This window comes from Silvibacterium sp., assembly GCF_047605705.1.
Lineage (GTDB): Bacteria > Acidobacteriota > Terriglobia > Terriglobales > Acidobacteriaceae > Silvibacterium.
Genome location: NZ_JASGFD010000030.1, coordinates 41,158 through 66,226 on the forward strand (window position 1 = coordinate 41,158; position 25,069 = coordinate 66,226).

Here is a 25,069-nt window from a genome sequence, read left to right on the forward strand (position 1 = left end):
GACGAAACCGGGGCACGCGGCGATCGCTCCCCGCGTGCCAAAGATGGGACGTTCACTTGCCGGAAGCGCGAATGGTCATCCACCAGCTCGCCGCTTCGCCGGGAGCCAGTGTGCGTTGCTGGCCGGACTCGATTGCCTGCGCCAGCGAGTCCATCGGCGCGGTGCAGGGCTCGATGGCGATGGCGTTCTGCCGGTTGGCAGCGCCCTCGGGCCAGCCGCCATAGCAGAGCCAGAGACCGAGATAAGGAGTCAGCGCCGGATCGAACCCGATCTCGAGCCGGATTCCGTGCTGCCTGCGCTCGAGCACGCACCAGCCCTCGGCCGGAGCCGCGGTAAAAAGCTTGTCGCCGTAGCCGCTGGTCACAGGAGCAGCCACGTCGAGCCGCGCGGTCGAGCCGTTCGCCAGCGATGCCTCCGGCCAGGCGAGTTTCGAGCCCGAAGCGCCGAGCCGCCCGCCGCCCGAGCCCTCGAGCGTGACTTCCTTCACCGATTCCGGCAGCGTCAGCACGTCCCCGGCGTCGACCGTATATAGAGGATGCGCGCACCAGGCCCAGGGCAGCGGCTGCGAGGTCACGTTCTCGACGCGGTACTCGATGCGCAGCTCGTTTCCTGTGAGCGTGAAGGTGCGGTCGAAGCGCAGCGGCAGCACGGAGCCGGTCGCGGTCAGCGTGGCCGAGGTTGCGGAGGACGCGGTGACTGCGCAGGGCAGCCGCCAGTACTCGCCGTGATCCGGCACAAAGACGCCGTCGGGCAGGATGCAGGCTGCGACGGAGGGCAGGCACTCGTCGATGCCGCTCGCGTCACTCTCCTCGAAGCCCATGAACAGGTCGCGCTCGGCGTAAGGCTTCAGCGGCTGCTGCAGCAGTTCCACGCCGCCGAGTTGCAGCTGGCCGACCTTGCCGCCGAGGGCGGGGTAAATCGTGGCAGTAAAAGAGCCGGCCTCAAGGGTCAGCGTTTCGAATGCAGGGTGGTTCTGAGCCAAAGGGGAATTGCCTCGTCCGGATCTCGCTTCCCAGGCCTGCCCGCGTATAGAGCGGACAGGATAGAAGGTCGCTACCGGCAACTGTAGCAGAGCGAGCCACGCAGACGCGTGAACGCGAGGCCGCGGCGCTGGAGCTGCGATAAGGCCGGATGCCGGGTGCCCCACCTTTCGATTCTGAGAGGTGGGAAGAAGAACCCTCTACGCGGAACTCGGTTGTATCGACATATTCTGGATGCCTGCCTCTTGCAGGATGTTTCGAAGAAGTTTGTCATTCCTCCACTCCGTTCCCTGCGGTCGCTTCGATCGGAATGACAACTTCGAGGTTAGAAGTAGAGCCGCCAAACAAATAAGTCGATACGGCCTAGTCTCGTTGTCCGCCATAGGCGGCGACGAGACGTATGCCAGCCTGGTTCACCAGCTTTGGAAAGACAAAGACTTCACCCCATCCGATAGGGGTTACGTCGCGATAGATATGCATGCCATCGATCTCGTAGCCGGGATGAAGCTGCTTCCGCAACGAGGCGCGGGCATTCGGATTTGCCCCGTGCTCCAGGAGCAGTTTCGTAAATGGAGCATCGGCAGGCTCTCCGCGGTGATTCATCCAGAAGTTCGTTTGCGAGACGATCGTGGAGAACAGGGGCGTGTGTCCTCCGAAGCCTTCCGCGTCTACCGCTGCCGGAGCATCGGCATCCATGCCCTGGGCGAGCAGCCATTCGGCAATTTCCAGTTCGCCGTAGTCCGCGCACATGTGCAGCAAGGTAGCTCCGGCCAGCGGCGTGCCGTAGGTCATCTCAACCTCGTCGGAGCATCCCAGCTCCGGCGGGTAGATCTCGGCAAACGAAAACCTGCGGCGGAGCAATCCGGGGTCGAGCCGCAGATGCCGCTCGAGCAGGTCGATGCGCCCGCGATGAAGCGCCATCGCCGGCGTGTCCGGCAGGGCAAAACCATGATCGTGATAAAGCTCGAGAATGCGATGCTTTGCGCTCGGATTGCGGCTATCCGTCCCGAGCACTGTGCCTATCGGCGCGAGGAGGTTTCCTGTTTCGTCGGAGGCGCGCGCGCCCAGTTGAAAAAGCAGTTCCGTCCCCGCCACATTCAGCGTGTAAGCCGCGCCATCCAGCGATTCGTGCAAGGGACGTGGATTGTCCATCATTCCGTGCAGGCGACGCGCGGTTTCCACCTGCCCCTGCAGGCAGGCGCGTCCGAATGCATGCTGCCAGTCCTTCGCTCCAAGGGAGGAGAGCATTTCGATGATGGCGTCCTGACCGAGATTCGCGGCGTAGGACATCGGTGGTCCCCAGTTTCCTTTGACGCCACGCGCATCCTCCACGAGCAATCGCGGATCACGCAGCACCAGTGCGCGGACGGCTTCCACATCGCCTCGCCAGATCGCATCGGTCATGCGGCACGCAACCACCAGGCGCGGCCAGTCGGGCAGACCATAACTCTTCGCAAGGACGAATTGAGCGTCTGCCAGCTTGGGAGTTGCTGGCTTTGCCGCGGAGGTGTGTTCTTCGAACTCGGCGATCGCTGCGGGCTCGTTGCGTCGGAACGCGCGCAGCAGATCTTTTGCCTGATGCCTGAGTTGTTCGAGGTTGGGGCGGACGGGAACGTGACGGCTTGCCATAACGGACCTCCTTCGAGTCATGCCGTGGGTCCGCTGCCAGGCGAAAGGAGATTCGTTGAAACCGGATTTTGCACTTCGGCAGGTGGACTCGGTCCTCTCCGCGGACGGGTGGCGCCCTGTGCGCCGGTGCCAGTGTAGGCCCGCAGTGGTTCGAAAGCCAACAAATCCTGCAGCGGATGTCATGGCTTACACTCAAGCCACATGCGGAACCAGGGCTATGCCTGTACCGAAATCATCAGCAGCAAGCATCATGGGCAAACCCTGCTTTCGTACCTTGCAGGCCATTACCCGCACTCCACCGCGCAGGTCTGGCAGCAGAATCTGGACAACCGCGAAGTCACTCTCGACGGCGTGATTGCCACCGGAAGAGAATCACTGCGTTCAGGACAAACCCTTGTCTGGAACCGCCCGCCCTGGGTCGAGCCGGAGACGCCTCAGCACTTCGAAGTCCTGTTTGAAGACGCCTATCTGTTGGCTGTGAACAAGCCTGGCGGGCTGCCCACTCTCCCCGGCGGCGGCTTTATGGAGAACACGCTGATCCGCCTGGTGCAAAAGCAAACTCCCAGTGCAAATCCTGTCCACCGGTTGGGCCGAGCTACGACTGGCATCGTCCTCTTTGCCAAAACACCGCAGGCGGCCTCGCAGCTCTCTGCAGACTGGAACACGCCTAAAATTCAAAAGATCTACCGGGCGCTGGCCCAGGGCGTAGCGCAGCAGGACACCTACGAGATCCTCACGCCCATCGGCCTCGTACCGCATCCGCGTATCGGTTCTGTGTGGGCCGCCAGCCCAGATGGCAAGCCGTCAAAGTCATTGGCGAAGGTAATCTCACGCACGGCAGACAGCACGACCTTCGAAGTCAGCCTCTATTCGGGCCGCCCTCATCAGATCCGGATCCATCTGGCGTCCATTGGCCATCCCCTGGTTGGCGATCCTTTATACGGATTTACTGGCCTGCCTCTTGAGAATCTCCCCGGTCTGCCGGGCGATGGAGGATATCTCCTGCATGCACAGTTTCTGAACTTTCATCACCCCGTCACCCGGGAGCCAATCCATCTCGAGGCAGCTTTGCCGCCGGGATTCGCAGTACCGCAGTAGCTTGATGGTGGAGACGAAAGAGAGTATCTGCGCCCCGATTTCTAGGTGTGAAAACGGCTCTTTTTAACTCCGGGTTATGCGACGAGAAAGCCATCCGGACCAGCCCCGTAAAGCTGTCGCAATACGGGAAATAAGCATTTTTACTGGCCTTTAAGATTTTCCGGAGGCTCTTGCGTTCTCTGCTACACTGGGGGCGCGTTAGTTTCGAACCGGTCGAGAGTAGTCCTGTCCAACTAGCATGACCACTGTCAAAGGCTCCGATTCACTCCAGCGCAATTCACTCCAGGAATAAGCATCAGATGGAACAAGGTACTGTGAAGTGGTTTAACGACGCTAAGGGCTACGGCTTCATCTCTCGCCAGAATGGGGAAGACGTTTTCGTGCATTACTCTGCCATCAATTCGAATGGCTTCAAGAGTCTGCAGGAAGGCCAAGCCGTGCAGTTCAACGTCGTGAAGGGGCCGAAGGGCTGGCAGGCAGCAGACGTCCAGCCTTTGTAAATTGACGCAGACAGTGGATACACGGTTAGCAGGAAAGATATAGCTGACGAGTAACAAGGCGAGCTCTGGCTCGCCTTGTCACTTCCAGGTACATTCAGCGCGACCACTGCTGGAGCCGGTCACCCTCGCGGGTGAGACCCAAGTTGCTCCAGGGCATCGCAGGCGGACTTCACGCCATCTTCCTGGTTCACCTGCCGCGCCACCTCGATGGCGCGCCCTGCATAGTGTGTGTCCTCAAGCAGCATGCGGATGTGCCGCGCCGCGGCTTCGGGCGTATAGTCCTGCCGCCGGATCACTCGCGCCACGCCCAGTTGCCGCACGCGCCGCGCATTGTCCGGCTGGTCATGGCTGTAGGGCATTACCAGCATGGGGCGTCCCGCGCGCAGCGCCTGCGCCGTTGTGCCCACCCCGCCCTGGTGAATGATCGCCGAGGCGCGCGGGAAGAGCTGTGAATACGGCGCGTAGGTCGCGATCGTGATCTCGGGTGGGAGCGCCTGCTTGGGCCGGTTTGCCGGATCGCTGCCCGTGAGCAGCACCGCCCGCATACCCAGCTGCTTCGCGGCCGCTGCGCTCACTTCATAGAAGTCACCGGCCGCCATTACCGCGGCCGAGCCCAGGGTAAAGACGAGCGGCGGCGGTCCCGCTGCGAGAAACGCTTCAAGTGAGGGCGGCAGGTTGGTGTTGCCCGCGTCCCCGTCATAAAACGCAAAGCCGGTGATCTCGGTGTGCGCCGGCCAATCCGGCTGCGGATCGCCCAGCACGCGGGAGAACATCGCCAGCGTGAGCCGGGGCGAGAATTTTGCATCGAAGATCGGATCGGGGCCGCGCCTGAGTCCCAGCTCCTGCCGCAATTCATAGATCGGCTTCGGCCAGCTTCGCGTCACCACGCGCGCGAATCGTGGAATCGCATGGCCCACCGCAGGGATCGCCGACTGTACTTTGGCCAGCGTCGGATAGGGCGGCAGGACCGGCGGATCGTATCCCGAGAAGAACGAGAGCGGCGCCAATACATAGGAGGCCCACGGAATGCCGGTGACCTCGGCGACGATGGGCCCGGCATATGCCAGTTCGCCCGTCACCAGCAGGTCAGCGCCGCCCTCGGCTTCAACCGCGGCCATCAGGTCCTCGTAGCTGTCGCGGATCGAGGGGAAGAGAAACTCGCGCAGGCCGCGCTCGGTGCCCTTCTTGATGTCCCAGATCATCTCGACCATCCGCTTGTCGTTCGGATCCTGGTTGGGTCTTACCGGTGCGAAGCCGATGCCCAGCGGTTCGATCTTGTCGCGGAACATCGCCGGCACGGCCAGCACCGGAGTGTGGCCGCGCCGCTTGAGTTCGAGGCTGAGAGCTACCAGCGGGTTGATATCGCCGAAGGTCCCAAAGGTGGAGAAGACAATGCGCATGCTTGAAAGGCGTATTCAGTTAAAAGCTTGCCTCAAATATGTGAAACCTTTGTTCAAGCTGCCACTGTTGCTGCGCTTTTTCGCTTTTTGAGAGGAAATCGGCGCATGCTCCGTGGGGCGTTTCCTCGCCTAGCTGTCCCGTGCAGGCCGCCACCGGCCGGTCAAGCGTCTCCGGTAGCGTTTTCTGCCACAGGCTTTCGCCCGGCAGGAAGCTGTGCTCGATGCTGGTGCGCGCCATCTGTTTCAGATCATCGTAGGTGAGCGGATACGTAACCGCCGCGCGCACAAATTCATGCGTCAGGTCGATCCGCGAGACGCCTTCATCGTCGGTGGAGAGTGCGACCGGCACGCCGTACTTGCGATAGAGCTGGAGCGGATGGTCCTCGCCCTTGATGTTCAGGATCACGTCGTTGCTGGTCAGGTTGATCTCGACCATCACGTGCTTCGCCGCCAGCTCCTTCAGCAGGTCATAAGGACGGTCCTCATACATCACATCCACGCCGTGGCCGATGCGCTCCGCGCCTGCAACCTCCACCGCCTCGCGGATGTGGAAGGTCAGCCCGTCCGGCGTCACCATGCCCGGCGCGAGTTCGCCCGCATGCAGGCTCAGGTGACTGCCCGGGTAGAGCGGGCGCAGCGCAGCCAGCATGTGCATCTGTGCGTTGTAGTGGGTCATGGCAGCGTAGTTGTCTTCCGGCTGTACGAAGTTCATGCCCACCCAGCGGGGATCGCTGGCCATTACTTCGAAGCCCTGCACCACCTGCGCAAAGACAACCGCCGGCGGCAGCGCGCGGAGGATCTGGTAGATGTAGCGGATCTCCACCTTGCAGGCAGGCTGCGCGTCGGCCTGGCCGCAGTGCTCGATCCTCCGGCGATCGGCCTCGGCCGCGTCGAGATCGGAGCGGATGCCGGCGAGATTGCTGCGCACGCCGCCGTCGACCATTCGCTGGCGCAGCGCGGCGTAATCCGGATGCTCAGCCTCGAGCTCTTTCGCCAGCGGTGCGGCCAGCTGCGCTGTGGCTGAGAAGTCCGGAGTGTCCATCAATTCGAGATACTGCTCGTTCTGCGCAGCGGCGCGTGTCGCTACCTCGTCCAGCCATTCGCCCAGATGTCTGCGGCTTGTGCCGCGGAAGGCGTCAAAGGTGTCGAAGAACTGGTCATGGCCGGAGTCGGCGGTGCGCGGAACGAAGGTGCGCATCGAGAAGGCGTCGATTAGCGCGTCGTAGAGGTGCTGATTCGCCGGAACCGAGGCTGCCGGCACCTGACCCTCGGCGCAGGTGGTGTCGTGGATGGGAGCCGCGAAGGCCAGCTTCTGCGGATCGACACAGAGATGATCCTCGCCCGCATCGCGAATCCAGGTTTCGGCATAGATCGCGCCGGCGAGGTGGTTATGCAGGTCGCCGCCCTTGGGCATGCGGTAGAGGAAGGCGTGCAGCGCGAGCGGACCGTCCGCCTTCGCCTGCTCGAAGGCGCGTGCCGCATGCTGCGTGGCTGCGCTCGTATCGTGAGCCGTGGCCGGATGTTCGGCGGCCAGGGCGCAGGGACAGGCGATTGCGAAAAGAAGCGAGGCAGCAAGGGTAAGGCGGGCGTGCATGACGATCGATCCTCCGAAAATGTGCGGCGGTACAGGAACCCGCGTGAATCCATCAAAAACTGGCTCCGCAGGCTTCGAATCAAAAGGTCTCGGACTGCTTCCTCTCTTACGGAGATCGGCGTCGATCCGCAGCCGGACAGGTTGCCCTAAGTGTAGGACAGGAGCGCAGTTGGGGCATCGCGGAAAAAGCGGCGAGGCGGTCTGCGGGACGCTCCGCTTTTGCTATACTGATGCAGGCAGCCTGATTGCCGCAGCCGTGGAGCACCAACCCGGCAGCCGCAGGCCACCCGTGCGATCCGCCCGGATCGCCCTTGGAACTCCCAAGGCCAGATAGCTCAGTGGTAGAGCGCGGCCCTGAAAAGGCCGGCGTCGGCGGTTCGATCCCGTCTCTGGCCACCATCACTGATAGACACACCCTCGTTTCCGCTAAAAAATTCAACGTTTCCGGAGACTTCAAGGACCGGGCCTTCGGGTGTGCTCTTTGGTGTAAGTACAAGGCGTTCAATATACTTAGCCAGAGCCTGCCGCGCAAAGTCCACATCTCCATGCAGCAGGGTGCTGATTTCGGCAGTCTGTCCGTAGAGATATTGCCGCAGATCCTCAATGGAAAGTGCAAAATCATGCGGTTGATTCATCTCGGCCAAGCGGTTGTCGAGTTTGGCAATTTCCCCCTCCAAGGAAGCCAGCTGGCTCAGGAGAGCCGGTGAGTGCCCGAAGGACGCAATCGCTTCGGTCACATTAGAGACTTTTACTTTGAGATCCTGCCGTTTTGCCTGAAGAGCCACGATTCCATCAGAGGCACTTTCAGCCTGTTCCCTGATCTGGCGCAGACGCTGCTGGAGTTGCTCCTGGAATGCATCCAAGGCAAAGTCGACCATCGCCGGTTGTAGAATCCTGCTGGTCAGCCCGGTGAGAAGTTGGTTTTCCAGGCGATCCTTGCGAATCATCACACTGTTCGAGCACACGCCACGACCCTTATGGCTAGGGCAGCCGTACTTCACATAACTCCTGCGACCGTTACCGGAGACGATCGTCATTCGTGAGCCACACTCGCCGCAGATCAGGAATCCGCTGAACAGGTGTCGAGGTCCCCGCCCTCTCCGTGCCTGACCGCCTAGACTGGTAGCTGTCCACCTGTTGCTCATTCGCTCGATCTGGGCCTCGACAGATTCCCATAGCTCATCGGAAACAATCCGCCATTCTGGTATTTCTACTCTTCTCCAGTCCGACTCCGGACGCGGGCGGCTGGTTTTGCGGCCCGTCTCTGGATTACGTTCTTTCTTAGTTCGGTTCCAAACGAAAACACCGCGATAGCGCTCATTGCGCAGCATCTCTCGTATCGAAGATGGGCACCATGCTCGGATCTGTCTGTTGCGAGGTGGCTGGGGAGCCGTCACTTCTTCGGCGTTCAACGCCTTCGCAATGGCCGCAAGACTGTTGCCGTCGGCATACATACTGAAAATCCGAATGACAATAGGAGCCTCGATCTCGTCGCGCTCTAATTTCACGCCGCTGACAGCTGCGCGCCCATACTTACCCATTCTGGTTGGATCTTCGACCGGAGTATTTCGGTATCCAAAAATCTTCCCTCCAGGATTCATGCCATTTAGAGCGCGCCCTTCCTGACCACGGTGAACCTTCTCCGCAACGCTCACAAGAAACTGTTCATCCATCATGCCGTGGAGAGTCAACAGAGGTCGCGATGCTTTCTCTCTGCAATCGAGGTTTTGTGCCACGGCATATATGAACATGCCGTGATAGAGCAAAATGTCATTCATGCTCAGGACGTCGGGGAGATAACGGGACAGCCGCGAGGTGTCATCAACCAACAGGCAATCGAATGGCTTGGGCTTCATTTTGGCAGCAGTCATCAAAGCATTCAAAGCGTCCCGTCCAGCTACAGTGGCTGCGGAGCGAGCTTCGTCGTAACGGATGAATTCATCGACTACTGTCCATCCACGCTTCGCCGCAAAATCTCTGCAACGACGGACTTGGTCATCGATTGAGGTTGGCCGCTGCAGATCGGAAGAAAATCGAGCATAGATTGCGCACCGCATAGTTGCTCCCTTTGGCGTCGAGTCTAACTCTGCTGGACCCTGTGTGCGTAATTAGATCGTGGGTCTCCCCCAGGCAACTCGGGAGCGACTCGTGGTACGGTCATTGCCGGAAATTACCACTGCTACCTTTGCAGTTCGGTGCAGATGGCTTCACGCGATCCCGAATGTAGGCTTCTACCAGAGCCGGAACAAACCAGTCGTTGATGAATCTTTTCAAGGCAATGTCTGCATTGCTCGTCTCAGCTCCGCAAACTACGATTCTCGGCTCGCTCGTTTTCGATTCATGCGCATGCGTCCTCTGCGTAGCAAAGGATTTTCCATCCGCTACAGCTGGGATCTGGTCATCGACATCATCTTTCGTCGCTGCAATTTGCGCCATAGTCAACCCAACTCGTGGCACGTGATGCAGGTGCCCATGCTTGTCAAGCTAGAGGTGGCCTAAGCATTTGCCCATTGCAGAATTCGTAGGGGGGTGTGCAGGTTCTGCACATCGTCTGGTTGAGCGGTCGATAGAGGCTGCTACTGTCCGATTTGCATCGATGACACTCACAATTCGCGGTCTTCGCTGAATCGGGCACGCGCTCGGGGTTTTACCGGCGTCCTGCGGCGCGGCGGGCCTCTGCTTCGCTGCGCGTCCTGCGGATTTCGGCTTTCAGAAAATCTTTTGCAAAGAGCGCAAAACATTTCCCGAACCTTCCGAAAAAGCATCCCTTGACCTTGGAAGCCTGACCCACTCGCGTCGCTTCGCGCAGGTGTGCCCCGACTCATCGGGAGACCACACAAAACGGAGTGACATCATGAACACGAATACGATCCAGCAGCAGCTTCCAGTCAACTCAATCCTCAACGGCAATTGCATCGAGAAGATGCGCGAAATGCCCGCCAACAGCGTGGACTTCATCCTGACCGATCCGCCATACCTCGTAAACTTCCGCGATCGCACAGGTCGCACATTGCAGAACGATGTCAATGCGAACTGGCTCAAGCCTGCAATGAAGGAAGCATATCGGGTGCTCAAGCAGAACCGTCTGATGCTTTGCTTCTATGGCTGGCCGCGTGCGGAAGAGTTTCTCGCAGCGTGGAGAGAAGCGGGTTTCCGGCCTGTCGGACATCTGGTATTTCGCAAGTCCTACACGACGAAATCAACCGAGTTCCTGAAGTATCAGCATGAGCAGGCATATCTGTTGGCAAAGGGCCGTCCGGCAATGATAGGCGGCCCGGTTGCGGATGTGCAGCGGCTGCTTTATACGGGCAACAAGCTTCATCCCACACAGAAAGCGGTGATGTCGATGGTGCCGATTATTCGCGCTTACTCGCTTCCAGGCGATGTGGTGCTGGATGCGTTCTGCGGCAGCGGATCAACGTGTGCTGCTGCATTGCTGACGGGTCGCAAGTACATCGGCATAGAACTCGATTCCGAGTATTTCAATCAGGCATCGGCTCGGTTATTGCGTGTCAAGGAGAGGATCGCAGCGAAGCGGTCCCTCTCCCTCATTCCCGCGTGCGGTTCATGATGCGTGCGTGCCCCGCGCGTCAAGGCGAGCTTTGCTCGATGCTGTGATTTTCACTGCCTTGACTCACGCAGTCCCGCACGTTTTTTTTCTGTTCATCGCGGGAATGAGGATGTCTGTGCATTCTGCACCGCCATTCTCATCGCTCTCCCCACGCATTCGTCACTGTGGCATCCGCGACTGATTCTCTCTGCTGGCGATGCAGTTTCTGCCGCATATTCATTGACTTTTCCGCTCCTCGGGAACGATGTGCAGAACCTGCACACCCCCTACGGATTTTGCAATGGGCATCCGCCCCTTTCCGTCCTACCTTCGCTCCAGAACGTTGCAGCCGGGAGTGGCCACTCGCTGGAAAAAGCATTGAAAGGAGCACATGAGAATCCCTATTCCCATTCGATTTCCCTGTTTCCGGCGATGGAGCACCCATGCCCGGAGACTCACCATTCCTTCGCTGTTGTTCCTCGCGGCCTTGCCCGTCTACGCGCAATCGACGAGTGATCCGTGGGACAACGCAGTGACCGTACTCAAGACCGCATTCACCGGAACCATCGCCACGGCCCTCAGCCTGGTTGCCATCGTCGTGGGCGGACTGTTGTTCGCCTACGGCGAAGGCCAGTCCAAGAAGACCCTCGCCGGGATCATCTTCGGCGTGGGCATGGCCGTTGGCGCGGTCAATTTCATGGCTTGGCTTTTTCCGAGCTAGAGAGGGGGTGATCCGATGTCTCGGTCAGCGGAAGCACGCGTGAATCCTGTGTTCAAGGCCATGAACCGTCCGCTGACTGTCCTGGGAGCGGAGCGACGGTTATTCTTCGTCGCTCTGGTCTCGGGAGGCGCGATCTTCTCGCTGCTTCATTCACTCTTCGGCGGCATCGGCCTGTTCATTGTGGGCGTGATTATCGCCCGCATTGCGACGAAGCACGATGTGGAGATTCTGCGGGTGCTCTTCAACAGCAGCAAGTTCCGCCGACGCTACGACCCCATGAAAAGCGATCTGCTCGAAATCACGATCAGGGAGAACCATGCTCAGGATTGATCACATTACAAAGGACTGGAGAGAAGCTGGCTCATTTCCCGCGCAGATTAACCTGTACGGCTTTTGGGACGAGCACGCATTCCTTACTAAATCCGGCGACCTCGGCAGTGTGCTGAAGATCGGCGGCATCGACTACGAAAGCCTCGATCACGCCGGACGTGACTATTCGGTGAAGCGGCTCGAAGCGGCGCTGCGCTCTCTCGACGATAGGTGCCGCCTCTATCAAATCCTGTTCAAGCACAACCGGCCTGCCATACCTCACGCGGAGTATGAGAACCCGCTGGTCCGCGCCGCCGTAGAACAGCGCGCGGCATTCCTCGAATCGAAGGCGGACCGGCTCTACAGTATCGAAATCTTCTGGGTGGTCATGGTGGATGGCAGCTACCAGAAGACCGGCCTGCTGCACGCACTCGCCACACTGCCGAAACAGCCGCGCTCGTCGCTGCGCGACATCCGCGCTCTGCTTTCCGGCAATAAGGAACGCAAGCTGCTCTACGAGCAGATCGAACGCGACCGGCTGCGGTTGCAGCAGAAGGTCCAGAGTTTGAGTGGGCAGCTTAACGACCTCATGACGGTCATGCTGCCAGGGGCGGAAGAGACGTTTCGCATACTGCGCCGTCTCGTCAACTTCCGCCCCTCGAAGATCGAACATGCACGCTTGTACAGCGCACGGCACATCGACTCGCAGCTATGCGATTCGGAGCTGGAAGCCCACCGTGGCTACCTGCGCATGGACGACGACTATCTGCGTATCCTCACCCTGAAAGAGCTTCCCGCCGAGACGCGTCCATTGATCCTCAATGGCCTGCTCGACGTTCCCGCGAACTTCCATGCCGTCACCGAATGGCATCCGGTCGATAATGCGCGGGCGCGCAAAGAGATCGCCTCGCACCGCCGCCATCACCACAATTCAAAAACCAGTTTCGTCTCGAACCTTCAGGATCGCCAGAACACCGGCCCGAAGGATGAGCTTGTCGATGATTCCAAAGAAGCGGCCATCATGCAGCTTGGCGCCGCCCTCACCGCGCTCGGCATGGAAGGCAAGAGCTTCGGCGAGTTCACGCTGTCGGTCGTGATTTACGACGAGGATCGCGTGAAGGTGGAACACGCGGTCGCCGAGTTTCAGAAGCTGTTCACGCAGCATGACGGCCTGCTGTATGAGGAACGCTTCAACCTGCTCAATGCCTTCTTTGCGACCGTTCCAGGCAACAAGCAGTTCAACCTGCGCAAGCAGTGGGCACTCAATTCCAACTATGCCGACCTGTCGTTCCTGTTCACCATCGATACCGGCGCAAAGTGGAACCCACAACTCGACCAGGAATATCTCTCTGTCCTTGAGTCCACACACGGCACGCCCTACTACCTGAATTTGCATTGGGGCGATGTGCCCAATGCCTTCATCCTCGGCGCCATCGGTAGTGGGAAATCGTTCACGACCAACTTCCTCATCCAGTCGGCACAGAAATACAATCCGCTGACCTTCGTCTTCGACCTCGGCGCCAGCTACGAGATGCTGACGCGCTCCTTCGGCGGGAGCTACCTCAACGTCGGTCTGAAAGACCCCGGCTTCACGATCAATCCCTTCTCGCTGGAGCCGACACATGAGAACCAGAATTTTCTCTACTTGTTTCTACGCGTGTTGATCGAAGCCGGTGGACGCTATGAGCTGACGCCTGAAGACGAAAAGGCGCTCTTCGCCGGCATCGAGCGCGCGTACAAGCTGCCCCGCGAGATCAGGACGCTGACCAACTTCGCGTCCATCCTCGGGCCGTTGGGCGAGCGTCTGCACCGCTGGCTGCTGGCGGGCCAGTTCGGGTATCTCTTCGACAACGTCGAAGATACCCTCACCTTCTCGCGCTTCCAGACCTTCAACTTCGACGGTTGGGACAAGTATCCCGACGTGCTGGAGCCAATGCTGTTCTATCTTCTCCAACGCGCGGCTTCGGAGATTGAGAAGAAGCAGAACATCGGCACCTTCAAGCTGTTCATCATCGACGAGGCGTGGATTTTCTTCAAGCGGCAGATCATCCATGACTGGGTCATGCGGGCCGAGAAGACGTGGCGGAAGCTCAACGCTTCCATGATCCTGACCACGCAGTCGATGATCGAGCTGGTCTCGAACAATCTCCTGCAGCTTGTCAACGAGTCCTGTCCGAGCCGCATCTTCCTCGCCAATCCAGGCATCGACCGCAAGCTCTACGCCGAAGCCTTCCAGTTGAACGACACCGATCTCGAACTGCTGGAGTCGCTCGTGCCCAAGCGCGACCTGCTCTTCAAGCAGCCGCAGTATGCGAAGAAGCTGCGCCTCTCGGTCGATCCCCTGAGCTACTGGATGGCGACCAACACGCCTCGCGACAACGTGCTCCGGCAGGAATACTTCGCCCGCTTCGGGCCGGAGGAAGGCTTGCTCCGGCTCGCTCACGATTACCCCAATCCACTCAACCGCTGAAGGAGAACTATGCGTCCATCACCCATCGTCCCGTTACTGCTCGGCCTTGCCGCGACCGTCGCGCACGGCCAGCAGGCCGCCCGCATCGTGAAGTACCACGCCAACGACATCGTGAATGTCCACGCGAAGATGCGCTACACCACACTGATCGAGCTGCCCTCTACGGAGAAGATTCTCGAAGTCGCCACCGGCGATAAAGACTTCTGGATCATCAACACGGTTGGCAATTACTGCTTTCTGCATCCGGCAAAGGAAGGCATTCACTCCAACCTTAATCTCATTACCGACAAGGGCAGCGTGTATAGCTTCACCCTGGACGATGTTGAGTCTTCCAACCCCGACCTGAAGGTGGTCATCGAGCCGAGCGATCCGTCCTCCATCGCTGCGGCCAACGGAGCGGACAAGCTGGTTCCAGCGTCCGCTGTCACTGCCGCCGAGCAGCAGGCGCAGCTTGCGCAGCACCGCGCGTCGCAAGCCGTCGAAGAGTTCCGCGCAGACTACCCCACCGCCGCGCTCCAGTTCGACTACGCCTACAAAAACGCATCGCCCTTCGATATCTCCGCGATCTATCACGACGACAAGTTCACCTACATCAAGTCGTCGGCCTCGGAAAAGTTTTCCATCTATGAGCTGAAGGACAAGAAGCCCGATCTCATCACCTTCCAGTTGAAGGACGGCACCTACATCCTGCCCACCGTGGTCGATAAGGGTTATCTCCAGATCGGCAAGCACAAGCTCTCGTTCGAGCGGAAAGCGAAGTAGGTGCGCCGATGGCTGACGAGAAACCCATTTCAGAGGTTCAACAGGATTCGCCGACCGCGCAGGTCACCCACGCGCAGTTGCGGGACAAGCGCGTCATCCCTGCGGGTGTCGTGCCGAAGCAAGCCCAGGGCTACGTTGTCGCGGGGCTTGCCGTGCTGATCCTGATGGCCGTGATGTTCTCGAAGAACCACGCCAGGCCCGCACCGAAAGAAACGCCGTCCTCTCCACTGGCAATGTCCACGGACGTGAACCAGCGGAAGATCCACGAACTGGAGCAGGACCTGAGCAACAATCAGCGGCAGAGCCAGCTTCAGGCGACAGCACAGCGCGCAGACGCTACACCGCCGCTTGGAGCTACGCCAGGCGTCACGAACCCGGCTCAGCCGGGCCAGCCGGTGGCGCAGCCTGTTCAACCTGCGGAGCCGCCCCGCGACCCGGTCGCGGATGCGGAAAAAGCGCTGGCGTTCAAGGCCCGCTTCGCCTCGAACCTGGTCTCTCCCGATGACGCTGCTGCGCACCCATCGGTCGAGACGGCGGTCGCCACGGACAACACCGCGCCTCGCTCTCCGAGCTTGCCGCAGGTCCCCGCGGCGCAGGCTGCACCTGCTGCGTCGACAGGCAGCAACAAGCGCGCGCCGGAGGTGAACGTCAACGCCGCGCATGGCCAGCCCTATGTCGTCTTCGAGGGAACGAGCATCGACACAGTTCTCGTGAATCGTCTGGATGGCGAGTTTGCCGGACCGCTGAAGGTGATGGTGACCAACCCTATCTACAGTCAGGACCGCCAGCACATGCTCATCCCCGAAGGCACGTTCATCCTCGGCGACGCGCAGAAGGTCGGCGGTCTCGGCCAGAAGCGCCTCGCCGTGACCTTCCATCGGATGCTGATGCCCGATGGCTACTCCGTCGATCTCGACCAGTTCCACGGTCTCGATCAGGCCGGAGCCACGGGCCTCAAGGACAAGGTCAACAACCACTACGTCGAAATCTTCGGCGCGTCGATTGCGCTCGGCGTGATCTCCGGCGCCGCCGAAGCTACCAGCTTCAACGAAGGCTACAACGAGACCGGAAGCGAAGCCTACAGGCAAGGCATCGCCTCCAGCCTCGCGCAGTCCGGCGCCAACGTGCTCGACCGCTTCATCAATATCCCGCCCACCATCACCATCCGCGAAGGACACCGGATCAAGGTCTACATCACCCAGGACATGCTCCTGCCCGCCTACGAGAACCACGAGATGCCGGGGGTGATGTGATGCGCCTCGTTGCGCTCGCGCTTCTCGGCTTGCTCGTGGTTGGCTGCGCCTCCCCCTCGCCGCCGCAGAAGCCTTCTCCCTATCGCTACACAACCAGCGCGCCGTTGCTTCCGCTCGGCACTCCACAAAAGGACACGCTATGACACTCCGCAGATTGTTACTCCCCATCCTTGTTCTTACGTTCGCGCTCGCGCCGATGGCGCACGCGCAGTTCGGCTCCGGCATCGTCTACGACCCCACGCAGTCCGCTCATGCCATCCAGCAGATCGAGCAGGGATCGCAGCTCTATACCACCGCCGTCGCCACTCGCAACCAGATCGTCACGATGTACAACCTCGCCTACCAGATGTCGCAGCTTCCGCAGAATCTGGAGGCCCGGTACAAAGCTGACTGGTCACAGTGGACGAGTCTGCAAGCCCCAGCCAACACCTACGGCAACACGTCTGCGCTGGTGAACGCACTCAATTACGGTGCGCTCGTCAACTCCCAGCAGGGCTACAACAGCGCCTATGTGCAGGCGCAGAGTTATCCCTCCGGCAATTACTTCTCGCTCGATGCGCGCACCCAGGCTACCGTCGCCAACCAGTACGCCACATCGGAGCTGGCGCAGACCACCACGACAAACACGCTTGCCACACTCGGAACCATCCGCACCAACGAGCAAACATTCGCCACCAAGCTGAGCAATCTCGACTCGGACACCTTCTCAACCGATTCCTCGCAACAGACCGAGGCCGCACTGCTCGGCAAGATCAACTCCGCGACGCTGCTTCAGATCCATTCGCAGCAGGACACGAACCAGCTTCTTGCAGCTTCGATCCAGACGCAGCTCGTCGCGCAGAAGCAGCAGATCGATGCCCAGAACCGCGCCATCAACAATGCGATCTATTTCCAGCAGAACTTCGCCAACAGCGTCGCCAACGTAAACAACGGGGTGAGTGATTCCATGCACTCCATCTCGCTCAGCATCAACGGGAGCTACTGATGGGACAGAACATCATTGCACAGCTTGGACAGGCCATCACGCAGTTGCTCTCGACACAAGGCAATCTGCTCCAGTCCACGGGGCTCGACATCTTCCGTAGCGTGGCCGTGATCCTGATTGTCTGGTTCGGCGTGAAAGCTGCCCTATCCGCTTCACAGGGGCATGGCGGCTTTCACTTCGGACAGTTCGCCGACCTGATCCTGATGATCGCTCTCGGCCTCGGGATGCTGACCTATTACTCAACGCCTATCCCCGGCACGAGCTACAGCTTCAGTGACCTCATCACCAAAGAAGGCTTGAGTCTATCCAATCAAATCGAGTCAAGTCAGACGCAGGAGATTGCCACGACCATTGGCGACGCCGAGAGCCAGCTCGGCGCACCTCCAGGCAGCTTCAACGTCCTCGAAGATCTCACCTATTTGCTGGTGGTTGTCATCCTGGCAGCGATGGAAGCATCGGCCTTTGCTGTCATCGCCTACGGCTATGTTGCCGCCGCAGTGTGTGTCCTGATCGGCCCCATCTTCATTCCGTGGTTCATCGTTCCCAAGATGGACTGGCTTTTCTGGGGATGGCTCAAAGCCTTCATCGGCTTCAGCTTCTATCAGGTCGTCGCTTCCGCCTTTATCTATGTCTTCGCAAAGGTCCTTGCGGGGATGTTTCAGACGATCGGCACGATCACGCTGGACAACGCCCTCACCATCCTGCCGGCATTGCTGATGACCCTCTCGGTCTGCATCTATGGCGTCTTCAAAATCCCTGAGCTGACCTCCGCCATTCTCAGCGGGCGCACCGGCACATGGGTCAACGTCTGGGGAGATTGAACATGCCAACGACACAGCATCCCGTAACAACCGACGCCGGACATAAGTTCCTGGAACTCTATGCGGAACCGGTTGTCACCAACACTTATCTGAAGATCGCTCTTCTCGTGCTCTCCATCGTCACGCTCGCGTTGCTTGCGTTGCTCTGGAGAGCGGAGACTGCTGCCTCGCGGCTGAAGCCGCTTGTCATCTCCATCACCGACGCCGGACGTGGACAGGTGGTGAACTATGCCGACTTCTCCAAGGTCCCAGTCGAACGTGTCAGCAAGTATTATCTGGCGCGCTGGTGCGAGCTCTATTACGGGCGCAATCATGCCACCCTGCAGCGCGATTTCTCGCAATCGCTGAGTTTTCTTTCCGATCCATTGCAGTCGGCAACGCTGGCAAAGGTCAATCAGCAGAAGACGCTCCAAACCTTCCTGCTCGATCCAGGTGCTCCGAATGTAGATATAGAGATCGATGCCGTTGTTCTGGGGGATACTCGGCAAACCCCTTATCGCGCCCAGGTCGAGTTTCAGAAAGTCTTCCGCTCGCCTGATGACGGGCAGGAACAGCGGCGCGAACGCTGGACCGCGAACGTCATTTACAGCTTCCGCGATCAGGTTCCCAACCAGATGCTGCTGACCAATCCTCTGGGGCTCGTCATCAACTACGTCCATGAAGATCAGGCATTCGGGAGTTAAGCCATGCGACCGAAGAAACAACTTCTGCTCTATTGTGCCGACCGCGAACTTCTCTCAGCTACGGCCTTCGCCCTGCGTCTGCACCCGTATGAGGTAACAGCCATCGACGACAGCCGCTCCGCCGCTGCCGTCATGATGGCGAGCGACATCGTCTGCGGTGTCCTGATCCATGCAAAACAGGGCGACCTTGCAGGCAGGTTGATCCACCGCCTGCTCGAATCGGACCTGCATGTCCCCGTTCTGCTGGTGGATCGCGCCGGGGACCTTGCACCTGCCCGCTACGCGGACATGGTGCTCTATGGTCGCAATACCTCGATGACTCACATCCTCGGCGCTCTTAATGTTTTGTGCGCGCGTAAGCGTGGCCCGCGACCCCGGAGCGCCGCATGAGGTATCTCTCCGTGTGCTCCGGCATCGAAGCCGTTTCGGTTGCGTGGCAGCCGCTCGGCTGGCGGTCTGCCATGTTCGCGGAGATCGATCCCTTCTGCTGCTGGCTCCTGCGCTCGCGCTATCGCGCATCGCGGCCTGTGTTCATGCCCAGCCCGCACGATGCGCCGGACAGGAAAGTGGCGAAGCGCCGCGCGGCAGCCATTCGCAACATTGTTGCTCTGCCTGCCGATGGCGACGTGATCAATGCCGGTGACTTCACAAAGATAGGTAAAGAGGATGTGGGAGCAATCGACCTTCTGGCCGGAGGAACACCTTGCCAGTCTTTCTCCGTCGCCGGTAACCGAGCGGGATTGGATGACCCGCGTGGCAACCTCACCATCGAGTTTGCTCGACTTGCTGATCGACTCCGGCCCTTATGGGTGGTATGGGAGAACGTCCCCGGCGTTCTGTCGATCGACGGAGGACGGACGTTTGGAGCCTTCCTCCACATGCTGGTCGAGTGCGGGTATGGGATCGCCTACCGAATTCTTAACGCTGAATATTTCGGAGTACCCCAGCGACGGCGCCGCGTCTTCGTTGTCGGATGTGCTGGAGACTGGCGAGCTGCCGCGGCGGTATTACTTGACCGGGCGAGCCTGTCGGGGCATCCTCCGCCGCGCCGAGAAACGCGGAAAGACATTGCCCCCACCCTTAGCGCACGCGCTCATGGCGGTGGCGGGCCAGGAACAGACTTCGACCTCGATGGTGGCCTGATCGCTTCAACCGAAGACATCTCCCACTGTCTGAATGCCGGAGGTATGGGCAGACAGGACTTCGAGACGGAAACGCTGATTGCGCACTCGCTCTCTGCCGATGGCTTCGATGCCAGCGAGGATGGTACCGGACGTGGTGTGCCGATGGTGCCTGTCGCCATCATGACAGCCCACACGCAATCGAACGGCAGCGGATTTTCAGACGACATAGCACACACATTGGAGAGCGGAGCAGCCCAGGCAGTCGCATTCAACCTGCGCGGCAGAGACGGAGGGGCGATGCCTGAAGCGGCTGACACGGTTAGTCTGCGCGCTGCCTCCGGCGGAAGCAGCAACAGCTATATTGCCTTTTCTGCGGTAGACGACGCTTGCGATGCAAATGAGATCGCGCCCACTCTTCGCAGCATGAATAACGCATCGGGGCATGCCAATGGTGGCGGCCAGATCGCCGTTGCCATCAGTAGCAATCAGCGGGGTGAGATTCGGGAGCGCGATGTACACGGAAGCCTCACCAGCACGCGGAGCAGTAAACAGTTCGATGGGGTCCTACAGCATTCCATCGCTGCACCATTGACTGCGTCCTACGCGAGACAAGCCGACAGCTCCGATACCAGCTATAGTCCCCCGAACCTGCTGCATTCCCAGATGGCAGTCCGTCGCCTGACACCGCGCGAATGTGAACGCCTGCAGGGATTCCCCGATGACTACACCCTGGTCGAATATCGTGCCAAGCTCGCAGCCGATGGCCCCCGCTACAAAGCTCTCGGCAACTCGATGGCTGTTCCGGTCATGCGCTGGATCGGGGAACGCATTGCAGCCGTCGATTCCATCCTCCGTGACCAACCCGGCGTCGGGAGGCAGCCATGAGTCATCAGGCATCCATTCTGACGATCCCGGCACGCACCGCCCAATGGATGCGCGGAAATGTTCTGTTTCCTGTCCTTGTTCCGGTTACGCGTAGATCAGTCATCTCGCCATCCCACCAGTTGTCCTTCTTCAGTCCCTTCGCGTGGTCGCCACGCGAGGATGATAGTTGCGGCCTGGCTGTGCGGTTCACTCACTGTCTGCTTTCTTCGTCGGACTTGGTGACGAGCAACAACGAAATCTGGTCTGGTGTGATTGCATCAGCATCCTCAACCGGCACCCTTCAGGATGTTTCCATAGAGCGCCAATTCTCCCGTATTTTCCCTGCTCACCCTCGGTCACTCGCTCGGTGCTTGTCCCGCACCCTGCGGCACGGCACGGCTCTGCTTTTTCGGCTTTCAGAAAATCTTTTCGGCAAAACTCCGCACAGAACGCGGACGAAAAGATTTCCCGAACCTTCCGAAAATGCGCCGTTTGGCCTTGGGAGCGGGGCACACTCGCGTCGCTTCGCGCAGGAGTGTCCCGAGGGCAATCCGGGCAAATACACCAAGGAGAAATGACATGGCACTCTACGAAAACGAACAGAAACTGAAGGGCTACGTCGGCAAGGACGCCGAGAGCTTCGCAACCAAAAACCAGACGACCTTCGTGGTCTTCTCGCTGGCCACCAAGTCCGGCTACAAGGACAGGCAGACAAACGAGTGGGTGAACCACACCGAGTGGCACCGCATCGTCGCTTTCGGCAAGCCTGCGGACTACGCGAAGGGCCTGAAGAAAGGCGACTACGTCGAGGTGATCGGCGAGACGCGCAGCACACAGCGCGAGCTGGTGGTTGTCAAGGACAAGAAGCAGAGCAAGATCAAGGTCCGCGATTGGGAGGTACGTGCCAGCACCGTCAAGAAGCTGGCCAAGCCTGAGAGCTCCCGCGAGGAGAACCTCGACGCGGAGCCGATCACGGAGGACGACGCGGCTTAGGCCGCGTTGTCCTCCCTCGGGAGGTGACGTATGCAGCTCTTTGAGAACACCGTCAAGCTCCGCGGATTTCTCGGCAAAGACGCCGAGGCTCCCCCATCCGGCAACATCCAGGAGGATTCCTTCGGGGTGCTCGTGCTGGCAACTGTCTCGGGTCTGTGGGATCTCGGCAACAACCAGTGGAATCCGCGTACAGACTGGCACCGCGTCATCTGCCCAGGCCCGTTCTTCTGCGGGATGGTTCGCGGGATGCGGCGTGGAGACTACCTCGAAATCGAAGGCGAGCTCCGCATGCAGGAGCAGGAAAGAAGCGTAGTTGTTGCCGGTGAGCGATTTCCGGTAAAGCACGGCTCCTATGTCGTCCATGCCACGCGGATCACGCGGCTCGACCGACCCGACGCACTGGTTGACTTCGGCGAAGACGGCTGATGCTGTCCTGTCCGGTTTGCGGAGAGCGAAATGCTCTCCGCATTGTTTTCAAAATTGCCACGCATGAGCCGCGCGGCGGAAGGCCCCCCTGGAGGAAACAGTCATGATCGCCAATGCCGTCTTTGTCGCCACGCTGATTTTCCTAGCACTTGGCTTCTGGTCGATGCACGAGCTGCGCTTCCTTGTTCCCTGGCGCAGTCTCATCCTGCACACCTGCCTCCAGAGCATCGCGCTTTACTGCGCTCTGCTCTTCGCCAACATCCTCGGACTGACCGTGTGGATCGAGCGCAAGTTTTTCCTGCGCGATACCGGGCGCAAGCTTCGGCACCTCGATCAGGAGATACACACCGGACAAAGCGAGCTGTCCGCGGAAATCCTCGCTCAGTTTGGGGATAAGGAGGAGCGATAGCCATGCAGAGTGAAGATCAATATCTGGAAAGAACACCCGATCTCGTGGCGAAGGTCCGCACCATGCGGGAAGCAGCGCAGAAAGATATGAATCGCTTCACTCGCTTGTCCGACTACGACGTGCGTCGTGTCGTCGGACACGGCCTGAAGCCTGCGCCTGTTTCTACCGAAACCAGCGTACCGGCTCCGGCCAGTGAACGCACAAAGAGGTCTTCCAGCAAATCGGTATCTGGACAAGCGGCTCTGGAGTTCACGCCTGCTCCTGCGGAGTGCGGCGCTGAGGGAGAAGACGAATGAGGCTGGATATCCCACAGGAACAACCGCGTCGTCGAGAGGGAGATATCTCTTCTCCTGAAACCGGGAACACGCGTGCGCCTGAGCGCCGCGTCCCCGAAAATCCCATTCATCACCATCTGCACTCGCGGGACGAGCACACCGCCGACACCCGCCGAGGTCGCCAACTTTCAGAGGCTAGACGCCCTGAACCAGCTCAGGACATCCCGCATGGGCGCCGACGCCCAGTTGCCTCGACAGACCCGCGCCGTCCGGCGCGTGCTGCCGGCAACGTCGTCGGTCTGGAGCTTCGCCTCGAAGAGAAACAACTCCTGCGCGAAGCTGGTCGCTTCCGCGTCGTCCGCACAGCGGACCTCCGCGAGTCGCTTTATAACGGCAAAACCCGCCCACTCGAAAACGATCTGAAGTATCTCCGCGACAAAGGTCTCATTGAGACTCAGCAAGTCAACCTCCGGCGTGACGGGCGCAGGCGCACCATCGAGCGGGTCGAAGTCGTCACACTCACCAAAGACGGTCGCAGCCTCCTTATTAAGGATGGCGGCCTGCCCAAAGACCAGAAGGTCTATGCCGGTCTGGTCAAACCTCGTGAAGTCGAACACGACTCGCAGATTTACCGGGCATACCAGAAAGAGGCGGAGCGCATCGAGCGCAACGGGGGCACCAATCTTCGTGTTCGTCTCGACTTCGAGATCAAGGCCGATGTTCAGAAAGATATCTATGCCGCTCGGAAGGCTGCCCCGACGCGGGAGATGGCCGAAATCAAGGAAGAGGTCGCTGCTCGGCATGAGCTGCCATTCGTCAACGAGAAAATTCAGATCCCGGACGCCCGCATCGACTACGACCTGCCACGCGACCCAACCAACGATATCGATCAGGGTTCACGCACCGGCCATCAGGACATCGAGGTTCTGACCGCCGCCTACCACGTCGGGCATCTGCGCTCGAAGGCGCAGGCCGGTTTCCGCAACTATGCGTCGTCTGCGGATCGCTCTTCGTTGACCGCGAAGATCGAGGACGACAGCCACCTCATGGAGAACATTCTGGACCTATGACGCTGGACTACGATCCCATCGCTTCGCTTCAATCCATCGGCTACCTGGAACGGGAAGCCTCGTTCCTCTATCTGGTTGCCGTCCACTCCGGCTATTTCCTGAGTAGGCAGTTCTCCCGATTCGTGAACTGGCGGAGCGGCGCGCTTTCCACGCGCTTTCTCGAAAAAGCAAGCCGCCTTCATCACATCCATGTCATCGAATGCGGACGCGGACATCACATCTATCACCTGACCTCGAAGCCGGTCTACGCGGCATTAGGACGGCAGGACTCGCAGAACCGCCGCATCAAGGGTGACGCGCACATCAAGTCCAGGCTGATGGCGCTCGATTTCATCCTCTCCAATCTGCACGCTAATGTTCTCGAAGACGAAACCAGCAAAGTTGATTTCTTCACCAGCCAGTGTGGCGTCAGCCATGACGTCTTGCCGCATAGCTACGTCGAGCGGCCGCTCTATTTCCCCGATGGAAATCCCATTCTCGTCACAAATGCCGGCATCCCAAGGTTCACATTTTTCGATGAGGGCCAGGTAACCGCGAGTCGCTTTGAGCGTTTCCTCAAACAGTACCAGCCTCTGTTTGAGACGATCGGCGAGTTTGAACTGATCTATGTGGCCGACACAGAGAGCAATTCTGCCCGCGCCGAGGTTACATTCAACCGGTTTCTCCCTGCGGACCGGTTGCGTGGGGTCACATCGCTGACACCGATGGGTGTTGAACATTTCGTCGAATACCTCGCCGCCAGTCAGCGTTACGAGACGAAAGGCGGCATCACCAGCGCTCGCGATCTCGAAGTGCTGCGCGAGGGAGAGCACCTGTACACGACGCTCGAACACCGCGCGCTTCAGGCAGTGTGGAATAACCAGAGCACCACCGCCGACAGAATCCGGCAGAGATTCCTGAAGAAATCTCTGCGTGCAACCTTCACGACGGTCGTTCTCCCATACAGCTATCCGATCTATAGCCTGCGCCAGAAGCCATCCGTGCAGCAGGGCGAGGATACACGTCACGAGACACGCGACCAGACACGAAAGGAGGCGCATTAATTATGCAGCTACAACGAGATGCACCGAATAACGGGGTCAGGAAGAGGTGTGTGGCGGGGGCGGGAGCGACCAGCGCGGCGATAGCCGACGCGGAAGGTGCGCAGCACCGG

General features: G+C 59.7%; 25 protein-coding genes, 1 tRNA gene and 1 pseudogene. 21 read left to right on the plus strand and 6 right to left on the minus strand.

Going from position 1 to position 25,069, the window contains the following annotated elements; all coding sequences use genetic code 11:
• Nucleotides 1-52 precede the first annotated feature (52 nt).
• Both QM649_RS12180 and QM649_RS12185 read right to left on the minus strand, forming a co-directional pair.
• The gene (locus QM649_RS12180; RefSeq protein WP_415199318.1) at nucleotides 53-982 is read right to left on the minus strand and encodes a hypothetical protein; all 930 of its coding nucleotides are present in this window, start codon (nucleotides 980-982) and stop codon (nucleotides 53-55) included.
• A gap of 361 nt (nucleotides 983-1,343) precedes the next feature.
• Nucleotides 1,344-2,609, minus strand: a complete 1,266-nt coding sequence (locus QM649_RS12185; RefSeq protein ID WP_415199319.1) for an ankyrin repeat domain-containing protein — start codon at nucleotides 2,607-2,609, stop codon at nucleotides 1,344-1,346.
• 201 nt (nucleotides 2,610-2,810) lie between these two features.
• Between QM649_RS12185 and QM649_RS12190 the strand changes: the two genes are divergently transcribed.
• Both QM649_RS12190 and QM649_RS12195 read left to right on the plus strand, forming a co-directional pair.
• Entirely contained in the window at nucleotides 2,811-3,707 is an 897-nt protein-coding gene (locus QM649_RS12190) for an RluA family pseudouridine synthase (RefSeq protein WP_415199320.1), read from the plus strand.
• 299 nt (nucleotides 3,708-4,006) lie between these two features.
• Nucleotides 4,007-4,207 (plus strand): cold-shock protein, encoded by a 201-nt coding sequence (locus QM649_RS12195; RefSeq protein ID WP_129207301.1) that lies wholly within the window; start codon nucleotides 4,007-4,009, stop codon nucleotides 4,205-4,207.
• A 119-nt stretch (nucleotides 4,208-4,326) separates the two neighbouring features.
• Here QM649_RS12195 and QM649_RS12200 read toward each other — a convergent pair whose 3' ends face one another.
• Nucleotides 4,327-5,607 (minus strand): glycosyltransferase, encoded by a 1,281-nt coding sequence (locus tag QM649_RS12200; RefSeq protein ID WP_415199321.1) that lies wholly within the window; start codon nucleotides 5,605-5,607, stop codon nucleotides 4,327-4,329.
• A gap of 19 nt (nucleotides 5,608-5,626) precedes the next feature.
• On the minus strand, nucleotides 5,627-7,201 hold the full coding sequence (locus tag QM649_RS12205; protein WP_415199322.1) for an adenosine deaminase family protein: 1,575 nt from the start codon (nucleotides 7,199-7,201) through the stop codon (nucleotides 5,627-5,629).
• Nucleotides 7,202-7,525: 324 nt separating this feature from the next.
• On the opposite strand from QM649_RS12205, the gene QM649_RS12210 reads away from it, so the two are divergent.
• Both QM649_RS12210 and QM649_RS12215 read left to right on the plus strand, forming a co-directional pair.
• A tRNA-Phe gene (locus tag QM649_RS12210) sits at nucleotides 7,526-7,600 on the plus strand.
• Between the two features lie 308 nt (nucleotides 7,601-7,908).
• On the plus strand, nucleotides 7,909-8,091 hold the full coding sequence (locus QM649_RS12215) for a hypothetical protein (RefSeq protein WP_415199323.1): 183 nt from the start codon (nucleotides 7,909-7,911) through the stop codon (nucleotides 8,089-8,091).
• Between the two features lie 30 nt (nucleotides 8,092-8,121).
• Here QM649_RS12215 and QM649_RS12220 read toward each other — a convergent pair.
• Both QM649_RS12220 and QM649_RS12225 read right to left on the minus strand, forming a co-directional pair.
• Nucleotides 8,122-9,258: pseudogene (locus QM649_RS12220) on the minus strand (recombinase family protein); the annotation flags it as partial.
• Between the two features lie 100 nt (nucleotides 9,259-9,358).
• Entirely contained in the window at nucleotides 9,359-9,637 is a 279-nt protein-coding gene (locus tag QM649_RS12225) for a hypothetical protein (RefSeq protein ID WP_415199324.1), read from the minus strand.
• Nucleotides 9,638-10,055: 418 nt separating this feature from the next.
• Between QM649_RS12225 and QM649_RS12230 the strand changes: the two genes are divergently transcribed.
• The 17 genes from QM649_RS12230 (at nucleotide 10,056) to QM649_RS12310 (ending at nucleotide 24,959) form a co-directional block, all read left to right on the plus strand.
• Nucleotides 10,056-10,772, plus strand: coding sequence for a DNA methyltransferase (locus tag QM649_RS12230; RefSeq protein ID WP_415199325.1), 717 nt, complete (start codon nucleotides 10,056-10,058; stop codon nucleotides 10,770-10,772).
• A gap of 370 nt (nucleotides 10,773-11,142) precedes the next feature.
• Entirely contained in the window at nucleotides 11,143-11,472 is a 330-nt protein-coding gene (locus tag QM649_RS12235) for a TrbC/VirB2 family protein (RefSeq protein WP_415199326.1), read from the plus strand.
• Nucleotides 11,473-11,511: 39 nt separating this feature from the next.
• Complete coding sequence (locus tag QM649_RS12240; protein ID WP_415199327.1) at nucleotides 11,512-11,802, plus strand: VirB3 family type IV secretion system protein; 291 nt, start codon at nucleotides 11,512-11,514, stop codon at nucleotides 11,800-11,802.
• A complete protein-coding gene (locus QM649_RS12245) occupies nucleotides 11,789-14,251 on the plus strand; it encodes a VirB4 family type IV secretion system protein (protein ID WP_415199328.1) in 2,463 nt (820 codons plus the stop codon). The genes QM649_RS12240 and QM649_RS12245 overlap by 14 nt, the downstream gene beginning before the upstream one ends.
• A gap of 9 nt (nucleotides 14,252-14,260) precedes the next feature.
• Entirely contained in the window at nucleotides 14,261-15,013 is a 753-nt protein-coding gene (locus QM649_RS12250; RefSeq protein ID WP_415199329.1) for a TrbG/VirB9 family P-type conjugative transfer protein, read from the plus strand.
• Nucleotides 15,014-15,021: 8 nt separating this feature from the next.
• On the plus strand, nucleotides 15,022-16,266 hold the full coding sequence (locus QM649_RS12255; RefSeq protein WP_415199330.1) for a TrbI/VirB10 family protein: 1,245 nt from the start codon (nucleotides 15,022-15,024) through the stop codon (nucleotides 16,264-16,266).
• Nucleotides 16,267-16,405: 139 nt separating this feature from the next.
• Nucleotides 16,406-17,251 (plus strand): hypothetical protein, encoded by an 846-nt coding sequence (locus QM649_RS12260; RefSeq protein ID WP_415199331.1) that lies wholly within the window; start codon nucleotides 16,406-16,408, stop codon nucleotides 17,249-17,251.
• A complete protein-coding gene (locus QM649_RS12265; RefSeq protein WP_415199332.1) occupies nucleotides 17,251-18,072 on the plus strand; it encodes a type IV secretion system protein in 822 nt (273 codons plus the stop codon). The genes QM649_RS12260 and QM649_RS12265 overlap by 1 nt, the downstream gene beginning before the upstream one ends.
• Before the next feature lie 2 nt (nucleotides 18,073-18,074).
• Nucleotides 18,075-18,755 (plus strand): VirB8/TrbF family protein, encoded by a 681-nt coding sequence (locus tag QM649_RS12270; RefSeq protein ID WP_415199333.1) that lies wholly within the window; start codon nucleotides 18,075-18,077, stop codon nucleotides 18,753-18,755.
• Between the two features lie 3 nt (nucleotides 18,756-18,758).
• Complete coding sequence (locus tag QM649_RS12275; protein WP_415199334.1) at nucleotides 18,759-19,145, plus strand: hypothetical protein; 387 nt, start codon at nucleotides 18,759-18,761, stop codon at nucleotides 19,143-19,145.
• Complete coding sequence (dcm, locus tag QM649_RS12280) at nucleotides 19,142-20,764, plus strand: DNA (cytosine-5-)-methyltransferase (RefSeq protein WP_415199335.1); 1,623 nt, start codon at nucleotides 19,142-19,144, stop codon at nucleotides 20,762-20,764. The genes QM649_RS12275 and dcm overlap by 4 nt, the downstream gene beginning before the upstream one ends.
• A gap of 558 nt (nucleotides 20,765-21,322) precedes the next feature.
• Nucleotides 21,323-21,736 carry a single-stranded DNA-binding protein gene (locus QM649_RS12285; RefSeq protein WP_415199336.1) on the plus strand — a complete coding sequence of 138 codons (414 nt, stop codon included), beginning with the start codon at nucleotides 21,323-21,325 and terminating at the stop codon, nucleotides 21,734-21,736.
• 30 nt (nucleotides 21,737-21,766) lie between these two features.
• Complete coding sequence (locus QM649_RS12290) at nucleotides 21,767-22,162, plus strand: single-stranded DNA-binding protein (protein WP_415199337.1); 396 nt, start codon at nucleotides 21,767-21,769, stop codon at nucleotides 22,160-22,162.
• Nucleotides 22,163-22,265: 103 nt separating this feature from the next.
• The gene (locus QM649_RS12295) at nucleotides 22,266-22,571 is read left to right on the plus strand and encodes a hypothetical protein (protein WP_415199338.1); all 306 of its coding nucleotides are present in this window, start codon (nucleotides 22,266-22,268) and stop codon (nucleotides 22,569-22,571) included.
• A gap of 2 nt (nucleotides 22,572-22,573) precedes the next feature.
• Nucleotides 22,574-22,867 (plus strand): hypothetical protein, encoded by a 294-nt coding sequence (locus QM649_RS12300; protein WP_415199339.1) that lies wholly within the window; start codon nucleotides 22,574-22,576, stop codon nucleotides 22,865-22,867.
• The gene (locus QM649_RS12305) at nucleotides 22,864-23,916 is read left to right on the plus strand and encodes a hypothetical protein (protein ID WP_415199340.1); all 1,053 of its coding nucleotides are present in this window, start codon (nucleotides 22,864-22,866) and stop codon (nucleotides 23,914-23,916) included. The genes QM649_RS12300 and QM649_RS12305 overlap by 4 nt, the downstream gene beginning before the upstream one ends.
• A complete protein-coding gene (locus tag QM649_RS12310; RefSeq protein ID WP_415199341.1) occupies nucleotides 23,913-24,959 on the plus strand; it encodes a hypothetical protein in 1,047 nt (348 codons plus the stop codon). Before QM649_RS12305 ends, QM649_RS12310 begins: the two co-directional genes overlap by 4 nt.
• Nucleotides 24,960-25,069 lie beyond the last annotated feature (110 nt).

Coding starts and splice junctions, on each gene's coding strand:
- QM649_RS12200 (WP_415199321.1), bottom strand. CDS start 5,607: ATGCGCATTGTCTTCTCCACCTTTGGGACCTTCGGCGATATCAACCCG.
- QM649_RS12195 (WP_129207301.1), top strand. CDS start 4,007: ATGGAACAAGGTACTGTGAAGTGGTTTAACGACGCTAAGGGCTACGGC.
- QM649_RS12270 (WP_415199333.1), top strand. CDS start 18,075: ATGCCAACGACACAGCATCCCGTAACAACCGACGCCGGACATAAGTTC.
- QM649_RS12250 (WP_415199329.1), top strand. CDS start 14,261: ATGCGTCCATCACCCATCGTCCCGTTACTGCTCGGCCTTGCCGCGACC.
- QM649_RS12205 (WP_415199322.1), bottom strand. CDS start 7,201: ATGCACGCCCGCCTTACCCTTGCTGCCTCGCTTCTTTTCGCAATCGCC.
- QM649_RS12185 (WP_415199319.1), bottom strand. CDS start 2,609: ATGGCAAGCCGTCACGTTCCCGTCCGCCCCAACCTCGAACAACTCAGG.
- dcm (WP_415199335.1), top strand. CDS start 19,142: ATGAGGTATCTCTCCGTGTGCTCCGGCATCGAAGCCGTTTCGGTTGCG.
- QM649_RS12285 (WP_415199336.1), top strand. CDS start 21,323: ATGGCACTCTACGAAAACGAACAGAAACTGAAGGGCTACGTCGGCAAG.
- QM649_RS12290 (WP_415199337.1), top strand. CDS start 21,767: ATGCAGCTCTTTGAGAACACCGTCAAGCTCCGCGGATTTCTCGGCAAA.
- QM649_RS12295 (WP_415199338.1), top strand. CDS start 22,266: ATGATCGCCAATGCCGTCTTTGTCGCCACGCTGATTTTCCTAGCACTT.
- QM649_RS12190 (WP_415199320.1), top strand. CDS start 2,811: ATGCGGAACCAGGGCTATGCCTGTACCGAAATCATCAGCAGCAAGCAT.
- QM649_RS12265 (WP_415199332.1), top strand. CDS start 17,251: ATGGGACAGAACATCATTGCACAGCTTGGACAGGCCATCACGCAGTTG.
- QM649_RS12275 (WP_415199334.1), top strand. CDS start 18,759: ATGCGACCGAAGAAACAACTTCTGCTCTATTGTGCCGACCGCGAACTT.
- QM649_RS12305 (WP_415199340.1), top strand. CDS start 22,864: ATGAGGCTGGATATCCCACAGGAACAACCGCGTCGTCGAGAGGGAGAT.
- QM649_RS12225 (WP_415199324.1), bottom strand. CDS start 9,637: ATGGCGCAAATTGCAGCGACGAAAGATGATGTCGATGACCAGATCCCA.
- QM649_RS12260 (WP_415199331.1), top strand. CDS start 16,406: ATGACACTCCGCAGATTGTTACTCCCCATCCTTGTTCTTACGTTCGCG.
- QM649_RS12245 (WP_415199328.1), top strand. CDS start 11,789: ATGCTCAGGATTGATCACATTACAAAGGACTGGAGAGAAGCTGGCTCA.
- QM649_RS12310 (WP_415199341.1), top strand. CDS start 23,913: ATGACGCTGGACTACGATCCCATCGCTTCGCTTCAATCCATCGGCTAC.
- QM649_RS12235 (WP_415199326.1), top strand. CDS start 11,143: ATGAGAATCCCTATTCCCATTCGATTTCCCTGTTTCCGGCGATGGAGC.
- QM649_RS12300 (WP_415199339.1), top strand. CDS start 22,574: ATGCAGAGTGAAGATCAATATCTGGAAAGAACACCCGATCTCGTGGCG.
- QM649_RS12255 (WP_415199330.1), top strand. CDS start 15,022: ATGGCTGACGAGAAACCCATTTCAGAGGTTCAACAGGATTCGCCGACC.
- QM649_RS12230 (WP_415199325.1), top strand. CDS start 10,056: ATGAACACGAATACGATCCAGCAGCAGCTTCCAGTCAACTCAATCCTC.